This is a genomic window from Streptomyces sp. MK37H (assembly GCF_018035285.1).
In the GTDB taxonomy this organism is placed as follows: domain Bacteria; phylum Actinomycetota; class Actinomycetes; order Streptomycetales; family Streptomycetaceae; genus Streptomyces; species Streptomyces endocoffeicus.
The window spans coordinates 1-9,348 of sequence record NZ_JAAAYH010000358.1; the positions used below are offsets into that span (position 1 = coordinate 1).

The 9,348-nt window shown below is 73.2% G+C and carries 10 protein-coding genes and 1 pseudogene; 3 read left to right on the forward strand and 8 right to left on the reverse strand.

Features of this window, described 5'->3' with window-relative positions:
* Nucleotides 1-369 precede the first annotated feature (369 nt).
* Complete coding sequence (locus GWI24_RS34060; protein ID WP_210949916.1) at nt 370-1,272, forward strand: DUF1396 domain-containing protein; 903 nt, start codon at nt 370-372, stop codon at nt 1,270-1,272.
* 39 nt (nt 1,273-1,311) lie between these two features.
* Here GWI24_RS34060 and GWI24_RS34065 read toward each other — a convergent pair whose 3' ends face one another.
* From GWI24_RS34065 to GWI24_RS34085, 5 genes are all read right to left on the reverse strand, one after another.
* The gene (locus GWI24_RS34065) at nt 1,312-1,560 is read right to left on the reverse strand and encodes a DUF5133 domain-containing protein (RefSeq protein ID WP_210949917.1); all 249 of its coding nucleotides are present in this window, start codon (nt 1,558-1,560) and stop codon (nt 1,312-1,314) included.
* Nucleotides 1,561-1,671: 111 nt separating this feature from the next.
* The gene (locus tag GWI24_RS34070) at nt 1,672-3,198 is read right to left on the reverse strand and encodes an FAD-dependent oxidoreductase (RefSeq protein WP_210949918.1); all 1,527 of its coding nucleotides are present in this window, start codon (nt 3,196-3,198) and stop codon (nt 1,672-1,674) included.
* Between the two features lie 61 nt (nt 3,199-3,259).
* Nucleotides 3,260-3,790 (reverse strand): hypothetical protein, encoded by a 531-nt coding sequence (locus GWI24_RS34075; protein ID WP_210949919.1) that lies wholly within the window; start codon nt 3,788-3,790, stop codon nt 3,260-3,262.
* Nucleotides 3,791-3,950: 160 nt separating this feature from the next.
* Nucleotides 3,951-4,463, reverse strand: coding sequence for an STAS domain-containing protein (locus GWI24_RS34080; RefSeq protein WP_210949920.1), 513 nt, complete (start codon nt 4,461-4,463; stop codon nt 3,951-3,953).
* Between the two features lie 62 nt (nt 4,464-4,525).
* Entirely contained in the window at nt 4,526-5,980 is a 1,455-nt protein-coding gene (locus tag GWI24_RS34085; RefSeq protein WP_210949921.1) for a serine hydrolase, read from the reverse strand.
* Nucleotides 5,981-6,191: 211 nt separating this feature from the next.
* Here GWI24_RS34085 and GWI24_RS34090 point away from each other — a divergent pair, with 211 nt between their 5' ends.
* On the forward strand, nt 6,192-7,268 hold the full coding sequence (locus GWI24_RS34090; RefSeq protein ID WP_210949922.1) for an enoyl-CoA hydratase/isomerase family protein: 1,077 nt from the start codon (nt 6,192-6,194) through the stop codon (nt 7,266-7,268).
* A gap of 101 nt (nt 7,269-7,369) precedes the next feature.
* Here the strand turns inward: GWI24_RS34090 and rpsN are convergent, their stop codons facing one another.
* A complete protein-coding gene (gene rpsN / locus GWI24_RS34095) occupies nt 7,370-7,675 on the reverse strand; it encodes a 30S ribosomal protein S14 (RefSeq protein WP_210949923.1) in 306 nt (101 codons plus the stop codon).
* Nucleotides 7,675-7,911 carry a 50S ribosomal protein L28 gene (rpmB, locus tag GWI24_RS34100; RefSeq protein ID WP_210949924.1) on the reverse strand — a complete coding sequence of 79 codons (237 nt, stop codon included), beginning with the start codon at nt 7,909-7,911 and terminating at the stop codon, nt 7,675-7,677. The genes rpsN and rpmB overlap by 1 nt, the downstream gene beginning before the upstream one ends.
* An 88-nt stretch (nt 7,912-7,999) precedes the next feature.
* Between rpmB and rpmG the strand changes: the two are divergent.
* Nucleotides 8,000-8,113, forward strand: a pseudogene (gene rpmG, locus GWI24_RS34105) (50S ribosomal protein L33); the annotation flags it as partial.
* A gap of 88 nt (nt 8,114-8,201) precedes the next feature.
* On the opposite strand, the gene GWI24_RS34110 reads toward rpmG, so the two are convergent.
* A complete protein-coding gene (locus GWI24_RS34110) occupies nt 8,202-9,323 on the reverse strand; it encodes an MFS transporter (RefSeq protein ID WP_247617251.1) in 1,122 nt (373 codons plus the stop codon).
* Nucleotides 9,324-9,348 lie beyond the last annotated feature (25 nt).

Genomic DNA, 9,348 nt, shown 5'->3' on the forward strand with positions numbered 1-9,348 from the left:
GCAGCCCGCGGGCCGCCTCGTTCCACTGGGTGACGATGCCGTGCTCGTCGACCGTGGCCTTGGCGGTGGCCCCCTCGCCGACGAGATCGCCCGACCGGACGGACCACTCGTCCCCCGGGGTGTCCGGCCGCGTCATGCTGTCATCTCACCCTTGCCCCGGTCTTCCGCCGTGGGCGAGGTGCCGGCTCCACCGTGGCGCCCTTGGCGGAGAGTGAACCAATGGTCGCGCCTTCAAGTATGCCCACGGTGCGAGGGGTCGGCACACGGTGCGCGGCCTGCGCATGACGGTCGGAAGCCGGTTGTCACTCCCTGCTGGTACTGTCCCGGATCACAGCGAAACGAACAGAAGTTCTGCAAGGGGTGGGGTTTATGGCCATGGTCGTACATGGGGGACATGGCAAGGGTGCCCGTGCGGCCGGTGCCGTGCTCACCGCCGTGCTGCTCTGCGGCGGCGCGGTCGGCTGCGGATCGTCCGGGGCGGACGGGAAGCCCGAGGGCAAGGCGGGGGAGAAGTCCTCGGAGCAGGTGCGGATGGCCCCGGCGGCGGCCGTGCGCGCGGCCGCCAAGAAGAGCGAGAAGCTCACTTCGTTCCGCTACCGGATGAGCGGCCGCACCCCCGAGGACGGGCGGATCGAGGGCGAGGCGGCGATGAGCACCAAGCCGCTCGCCGTCAGCATGAAGATGCGCGCGGTCGGCCAGGGCTCGGACGCGGCGGTGGAGATCCGGATGCTCGACGGGGCGATGTACCTCGACGGGGGCAAGGAGGCCGCCGCCGGGCTGGACGGCAAGACCTGGCTCAAGCTGGACCTCGGGGCGCTGGGCGAGAAGGCGACCGGCGCGGTGGCCGGCGGTTCACTCTCCCGCCAGGCCGACAAGAACCCGGCCGACGAGTCGGCGTTCCTCTCCGGCGCCGACGATGTGAAGCGGGTCGGCGAGGAGACCATCGACGGGGTGCGCACGACGCACTACCGGGGCACCATCAGCCTTCGCCAGATGCGCGCGAGCCTGAAGAACGAGGACGCGGCGACCCGCGAGCGCCGCGAGAAGAACCTCAAGGCGTACGAGGGGATGGGGATCGACCGGCTGTCCATGGACATGTGGATCGACCCGGACGGCCACACCAAGCGGTTCCGCATCCGCGGCGAGGGGGACAAGGGCCCGCTCGACATGACCATCACCTTCTCGGCCCTCAATGAGCCGGTCACGGTGAAGGCGCCGCCGGCCGGCCAGACCATGGACCTCTCCGAGCTGGCGCGGGGGGCCGAGGGCTGATCCGGCGGGGCGGCTTCACCCGCAGGAGGCGCGGCGGGCTCAGGCGCCCGGTGCGCCCGCCCCGGCCGTGAGGGCCGAGTCGTCCTCCACCCGTGCGCCGGGCAGCTGGTGCCGGGCGGCGATGAGGGCGGCGTCCACATCCCGCGTCCCGGTGGAGACGCACAGGGTATAGGCGAGGTCGTCCATCCGCTGTCGTACCTCGGTGCCGCCCGATTCGGCGTGCAGCATCCGCAGCGTCTCGTACTGCTCGATGAGGTTCCGAAGTACGACCGGGTGGGCCATCAGCACGGCAGTGGTCCTTTCTCAGCCGACGGGTTGACGCCAGGCGTGTACCCCCATGGCCGGGGGCCATGTACGTGTTTCATCCAACGGACCTGCGGGGGGATCAGACGCCGCGGGTCAGCTGTCGTGCCGTTCCAGGGGCTGGTTGGCCGGGCCCTGGAGCACCCGGCCGTCGATGCCGAAGCGGGAGCCGTGGCAGGGGCACTCCCAGGTCCGCTCGGCGGCGTTGAACGCCACGAGACAGCCCAGATGGGTGCAGCGGGCGGAGACCACGTGAGCTGTGCCGTCCTCGTCCCGGTAGACGGCGCGGCGCCGCCCGTCCAGGCGGACCACGGCCCCGGTGCCCGGGGCGATCCGGCCGACCGAGCCGGCCCCGGGGGCGCTCAGCCGGTCGCCGACGAAATGCTTCCCGACGTGGAACTGGTGGCCGAGCAGCGCCGGGGCCTCGCGCAGCGCGGTCCCCAGCCGCCGGGGGTCGTACAGCCCGGCCCACTCCGGCCGCTCACCGCCGATGAGCGCGGTGAGCAGCCGGCCCGCCATGATGCCGCCGCTCAAGCCCCAGCCCGCGAAGCCCGTCGCCACATAGGTGTGGCGCGCGCCGGGGTGGAAGGGGCCGACCAGCGGCACGGTGTCGGTCGGGTCGTTGTCCTGGGCGGCCCAGCGGTGGGTGATCTCCACGCCGGGGAAGCGCTCCCGGGTCCAGTCCGCCAGCCGCTCGAAGCGCTCAGGGGTGTCCCCGGTGCCGGGGGTGAAGGTCTCGCCGGTCACGATCAGCAGCCGCTGCCCGTCGCCGTACGGCGCGGTGCGCACCGACCGGGTGCGCTGGTCCGGGGTGATGTACGCGCCCCGCGGATCCCGGTCGGCGGGCAGGGGCCCGGCCACGACGAGTTCTCGGCGCGGCGAGAGCCGGGCGAACAGCAGCGCCCGGTCGAACACCGGGTAGTGGGTGGCGATCACCACGTCCCCGGCCGTCACCACCGCCCCGCCCTCCGTGGTGACCCGGCAGGGGGTGCCCTCCTCCAGACCGGTGGCGCGGGTGTGCTCATGGATCCGCCCGCCGCGGGCGCGCAGATCCTCGGCGAGCCCGAGGAGGTATGTGCGCGGATGGAACTGCGCCCCTCCCTCGACCCGGACCGCGCCCGCGACCGGGAAGGGCAGCCCGGTCTCGGTCACATACGAGGCGGGCAGCCCCGCCTCGCTCGCGGCGTCCGCCTCGGCGCGCATGGTGTCCGCGCGCCCCGGGTCCTCTGTGTAGGTGAAGGCCGGGACGCGCTCCAGATCGCAGTCGATGCCGAGCTCGGCCGCGATCGCCGCCGCCCGCTCGACGGCCTCGGACTGCGACCGCGCGTACATCCGCGCGCCCTCCGGCCCGCGGGTGCGCCGCAGCCGGTCGTAGATGAGCGAATGCAGCGCCGTGAGCTTGGCCGTGGTGTGGCCCGTGACGCCCGCGGCGATCCGGTCCGCCTCCAGCACCGCCACCCGGTGCCCGGCGCGGGCCAGCTCCCACGCGGTGCTCAGCCCCGCGATCCCGGCGCCGATCACGGCGACATCGACCTCCAGGTCCTCGGTCAGGGCCGGGTGGGGGGTGCCGGGCGGGGCGGTGTCCATCCAGTACGACTCGGGCGCGCCGGGAAGTTCGGTCATCGTGGCCGAGTGCCCACCGGCGCCCGCCTGAAGCGGGTGGGGCGGGCGAACCGGCCGCCGGCTACGCCGGGCCCTCGGCCGAGATCAGCGCCGAGGTGGCCCGGGAGTGCAGCGAGTCCAGGGTGGTGAGCTGCTGCCCGGCCCGCTCCAGCAGCTCGGCGAGGCGGTCCGTCTGCAGCCGGGTGTCATGGACGGCCACCGCGAGCAGTGAGCGCCACAGCAGCGCCTTGCCCTCCACACCCATCCGGAGCGCCTCCAGCCCCACCAGCGTGTTCACCCCGGTGCGCCGCCGCGGCCGGCTGCCCGGCGTCAGCCGCGCCGTGCGCTCGGCCGCCCGCGCCGCGCGGAGCTTGCCGCGGCGGACGGGGACGTCGAGCGAGGCCATGCACCACAGCAGCGACCTGCGGTCCTGGACGAGCTCCGAGGTGAGCCTCGCCAGCTCGCCGCCGTAGGCCGAGCGCCGGTGTCGGCGATTGATCCGGCGGGCCAGTCCGACCGCTGCCGTGGCGGCCACCAGATGGTCGTTGAGGTAGATCCCGAGCCACGGCGGCGCGTGGATGCCGCCGGAGCGGGTCGCGGCCGGTACAGCCATGGTCGTCCTCCCGACGCCGGGCCCCGAGCAGCGCTGTCAGGACTCCGGCGGGTACCCGCCGGGAGGACTCCCAAGAGACGGCCGCCGGGGAGCCGCTCCGCGGGCCGCGGCCAGGGCGCGCTGGTGCAGGTCTTCGAGCGCGTCCAGCACGACCGTGCGCTCATGCCACTCCAGCCACCTCCCCGCCCGGGTGGCCAGGTCGAGCAGGACCGCGGTCTCCGCGTCGGTCAGGCTGTGCCTGACCTTGGGCCTGCGCGATCAGCGGGTGCGAGCGCAGTCTGGCGCGCAGATCGACGGTCTCCCGGCGCAGCCGTATCAGCTCCGGGACCGCCGTCCGGCCGCCGTCCCGGGCGGAGGTGTCCCGCGCGGAGGTGTCCCGCGCGGAGGAGTCCCGCGCGGAGGTGTCCGCCCCCGCCGCCGCCCCGCCGCAGGCGGCGACGGCCGCCTCCACGGTGGCGTACAGCCGGATCGTGCCGTCCACCAGCACCGTCCGCAGCAGCCGCGCCACGGGTTCGGTGGCCCCGGTGAGGAGCAGCGGGGCACCGGCCTCGGACAGGGTCCGCGCACAGCGCAGCAGACCCCGCACACCCTCCGCCGTGATCTCCCGGACCCGTGAGAGATCCACGATCACGGCGGCGCCGGGTGTCTCCCGGCCGACCTGCCGCGCGCCCATGAACACGGGGTGGTCCGGCCGGTCGGGACGAGCCCATACCTTGGTCAGACCGGCGGAACGAGTCAACGCGGCCCCGGCGCGCGCATGGCGTGCAGCGGTCCGCGGTGCAGCGGCGTCGTGCGCCACCGCGCGGTGAAGACGCGGTCCGCGAGGGAGCAGGTGACCACCAGGTGGTGCGGGGTCTCCAGGAACGCGATGTCCACGGTCAGCGTGTCCGGGTCCGTCCAGCCCCCGCTCACCGCCGTGGGAACGGACGCCTCCGGCCCGGCGTGCACCCGCCACCCCGCGCCGTCGAATCCCAGATCCAGCCGGGACGCCCGCTCGGCCAGCGAGACGCCCCATCCGCCGGAGCCGTCCTCTGCCACGGTGACCCCGGTCAGGGACGGCTGGACCGCGCAGACGCCGCCTTCGGGGGTGAACTCCGCACCCGACCAGGCGCCGAGGTCCGAGAGCGGCGCGGGCTTCGCCGCCAGCGGTGGCAGGGCGAGCCGGGACAGCCGTCGCTCCAGCGTGGCGTCCTCGTCCTCGCGGCCGGTGAGCGGCGCGTCGCCGAACGCGGGCAGCAGATGCTCCCAGACCGCGTCCAGGACGGCCTGCATCCGCTCGGTGTCCGCCGTTGTGGCGATCACCACATCGTGCTCGGGCAGCACCAGGCAGAACTGCCCGTACGCCCCGTCGCCCCGGTATCCGTGGCGGGACATCCAGAACTGGAGCCCGTACCCCCGCCGCCAGTCCGGCCCCGAGCCGCCTGCCATGGGCTCCTCGGTCGGGATCCACGGCCGGGTCGCGTCCTCGACCCAGGAGGCCGGAAGCAGCCGCTCGCCCTCCCACTCACCGCCCCGCAGATACAGCAGCCCCAGCCGGGCGATCGCGTCGGTGGCTGCGAACAGCCCGCTGAAGCCGAGGTCGCGCCCGGCCGGCACCTGGAGCCAGGCCGCCTCGCCGATGCCCAGTGGATCGAACAGGCGCGGCCGCAGATACTCCGTCAGCGACTGCCCGGTCACCCGCTGGACGATCGCGGCCAGCGTGTATGTGGCGGGCTGGTTGTACGCGAAGACGCTGCCCGGCGCGCGATCCGGCGGCAGCCGCAGAAAGCCGCGCACGGGCTCCTCCGGGTCCAGGCCGAACGCCCGCTCCAGCGTCTCCTCGAGGTGCCCGCTGGCCATGGACGCGACATGGCGTACGAGCATGGCGCGGCTGCCCGGGTCGGTGATCTCCGCCTCGAACTCGGGGAAGTACGAGATCACGGGAGCGTCGAGGTCCAGCAGCCCCTCGGCGGCGGCCAGCCCCGCCGCCGTGGAGGTGAAGCTCTTGCTGAGGGAGTAGAGCAGATGCGGCCGCTCGGCGGTGTACGGCGCCCACCAGCCGGAGGCGATCAGCCGGCCGTGGCGCAGGATCATCAGACTGTGCGGCTCGATGTCCGGCGCGTCCTCGACGGCGTCGAGGAAGGCGTGGACGCCCCGCGCGTCCACGCCCTCGGCGGCGGGGGTGCTGGTGGGCAGCGGATGAGCACTCATCAGACGGGTCCTCGTGGGGTCAGGGGTGGGCTGCGCCAACCCTCCCCGGCGGGGCGGCGGGTGTCCAGAGGGTCTTGTGCCGCCCGGCCGGGCGGAGGGCGCGGCCGCGGCGGGCCGAGGGCCCGTTGAGAGGATCGGCGGTGACGGATCGGCGGTGACGGATCGCCGTTGATCCGCGAACGCACCAGACGCCGGAAGGAACGAACACCTCGTGACCGACTCCGTGACCGATCGCGTGACCGACGACGACGCCGTGCTGACGCGCGTCGAGGGTCGCGCTGGACATCTCACCCTCAATCGGCCCCGCGCCCTCAACGCCCTCACCCATCCGATGGTGACCCGCATCGCCGAGGCCCTCACCGCCTGGGAGCGGGACCCGGCCGTCGAGACCGTGGTGATCGACGGGGCGGGGGAGCGCGGGCTGTGCGCGGGCGGCGACATCCGCCTGATCCACCAGGATGTGACCTCGGGCGGCGGCGCGGCCTCGCGGGCGTTCTGGCGCGACGAGTACACGCTCAACGTCCGGATCGCCCGCTACTCCAAGCCGTATGTGGCCCTGATGGACGGCATCGTGATGGGCGGCGGGGTCGGGATCTCGGCCCACGGCGGTGTGCGGATCGTCACCGAGCGCTCCCGGGTGGCCATGCCCGAGACCACGATCGGCTTCGTACCGGACGTCGGCGGCACCCATCTGCTGGCCCGTGCACCGGGCGAACTGGGCACGCACCTGGCGCTCACGGGAGGGTCGGTGGGCGCCGCCGACGCCCTGCGCTGCGGACTGGCCGACCATGTCGTCCCCTCCGGACAACTGCCCGCGCTGACCCGGGACCTGGCCGCGGAGCCGGTGGCGGACGTCCTGCCCCGGTACGCCGTCGAGGCCCCGGCCGGGACCCTGGACGGCCAGCGGGAGTGGATCGACCAGTGCTATGCGGCGGACACCGTCGAGGAGATCGTGGACCGGCTGATGGCCGTCGGGGAACCGGCCGCCAAGGAGACCGCCGAGACCCTCCTCGCCAAGTCCCCCACCGCGCTGAAGGTCACGCTGGCCGCGGTCCGCGAGGCCCGGGCGCTCGGCTCGCTGGAGCGCGTCATGGAGCAGGAGTACCGCGTCTCCTGCGCGGCCCTGTCCCGCCCGGACCTCATCGAGGGCATCCGCGCCCAGGTGATCGACAAGGACCGCCGCCCCCGCTGGACCCCGGCGGCCCTCGCCGAGGTCACGGACGCGGAGGTGGCCGGTTTCTTCGTGCCGCCCGTCGACGGTGATCTTCGCCTCGCCGACGCTCCGTAGCCGGACGCCCGTCGGCGTCGATGGACGGACCGTCGGCGTCGACGGCTGAAATAGTGTGCCAAGCGGCACACTTCGGAGGGATGGCCCGGCCCGGCGAGCGCTCACCAGCTGCTCTTGGTCACCCCGGGGAGCTCGCCCGCATGGGCCATCTCGCGGAGCCGGATGCGGGACAGTCCGAAGGCGCGCAGATGGCCGCGGGGGCGGCCGTCGATGGAGTCGCGGTTGCGTACGCGGGTGGCGCTGGCGTCGCGGGGCTGGCGGCGCAGTTCCCGCTGGGCGTTGAGCCGTTCCTCCGCCGGGGTCCTGGGGTCGGCGACGACCGCCTTCAGTTCGGCGCGGCGCTTGGCGTAGCGGGCCACGATCACCCGGCGCCTCTCGTTCTTGGCGATCTTGCTCTTCTTGGCCATCAGACCTTCCCTCCCCGGGCGCGGATGCGGGCCACGGCGGCTTCGATGCCGATCGTGTCGACGGTCTTGATGGCCTTGGTGCTGAGGGTGAGGCGGATGTGGCGGCCCTCGCTGGGCAGCCAGTAGCGCTTTCGCTGGACGTTGGGGTCGAACCGGCGCTTGGTGCGGCGGTGGGAGTGCGAGATGTGGTGCCCGAAGCCGGGCTGCCGGCCGGTGAGCTGGCAGTGGGCGGACATGGTTCTCCGTTCGGTCGTGTGGTGTGGATGTCGCGGCAGCGTAGCAGCTAGCTGAAAATGAAAACCACTTCGGTGCATACTGTGGCTCATGGCGCGCAACGAACTACGCCCGATCATCAAGCTGAGGTCCACGGCAGGCACCGGCTACACGTATGTGACCCGCGAGAACCGGCGGAACGACCCCGACCGGCTGACCCTGCGGACGCGAATGGAGGGGCGAGCAGCAGCGCTGACTGGCCCGTGCGATTCAAGAACGCGCGGGAGACGGCGCTGCTGCTCTACGGATCGGGCTAGCGCCTCACCGGCTCGGTGCTGTCGGCCGCGGTGTTCAGATCGCGGTCGAGGGTCTCCGGGGACATCCGGGTGGCGATGAGGCTGACCGCCGTGACCAGCGACATATAGACGGCGACCGGTATCCAGGAGCCGGAGAACGCGGTGAGGAGCGCGCTGCAGATCAGCGGGGCGACCCCGCCGCCGATCAGCGAGGAGAACTCCCGGCCGAGCGTGACGCCCGCGTAGCGGTAGCGCTTGCCGAATGGTTCGGGGAAGTAGCTCATCTGGACGCCGACCGAGCCGTGGCAGGCCAGGATGAAGCCGATGACGATGGCCACGGTGATCGCCACGTGTGAGCCGGTGTTGAGCGCGATGAAGGTCGGGGCCGGCAGCAGCACCAGCGCGGCGGCGATGGTGGAGTAGACCGGGCGCCGCCCGAGGCGGTCGGAGAGCGTGCCGAAGCAGATGGCCGCGAGACCGCCGCACAGGGCCCCGATCAGCAGCACCTGGGGGACGAAGTCCTTGTCGACGCCGACGCTGGACACCAGGTAGGAGGCCATGAAGACCTGGTACGTGTAGGACTGGGTGCTGACGCCGAAGTTCATGAACAGCGCCAGCAGCATGGGCTTCCGGCCGTGCCGGAAGACCTCCTTCACCGGTGAGGCGGGCCGCTCCCGCTGCTCCTTGAGCTCGGTGAAGACCGGGCTCTCGTTGAGCTTGCGGCGCAGCACCAGGGCGATCACGGTCACGAGGAGGCTGCTGCCGAAGATCAGCCGCCAGCCCCAGCTCATCAGGGCGTCGTCGGGCAGGCGTTGGGCGAGGATCCAGGCCACCGCGCCCAGGGCGGTGCCCAGCGCGGCGCCGGTCATGACGAGGGAGGACAGTCTGCCACGGCGTCCGGGGGCGGCGGTCTCGGTGAGCAGGGTGGCGCCGCCGGACTGCGCGGTCGCGGCCATGGTGGCGGTGCACCGGCCCGAGACGAGGACGTCCGCGTCCGCCATGGCGGCTTCGACCGCCTCGGTGTGCCGGGGGTCGGGCCAGTGGACGACCGTGCCGTGGGGGACGGCGGTCTCGAACTCGGCGCGCAGCGGGGCGAGATTGGGGTCGGCGACCACCACGGTCAGGGGGTCGGCGGTCATGAGGCGTCCTTGGTGGCGGGGATGG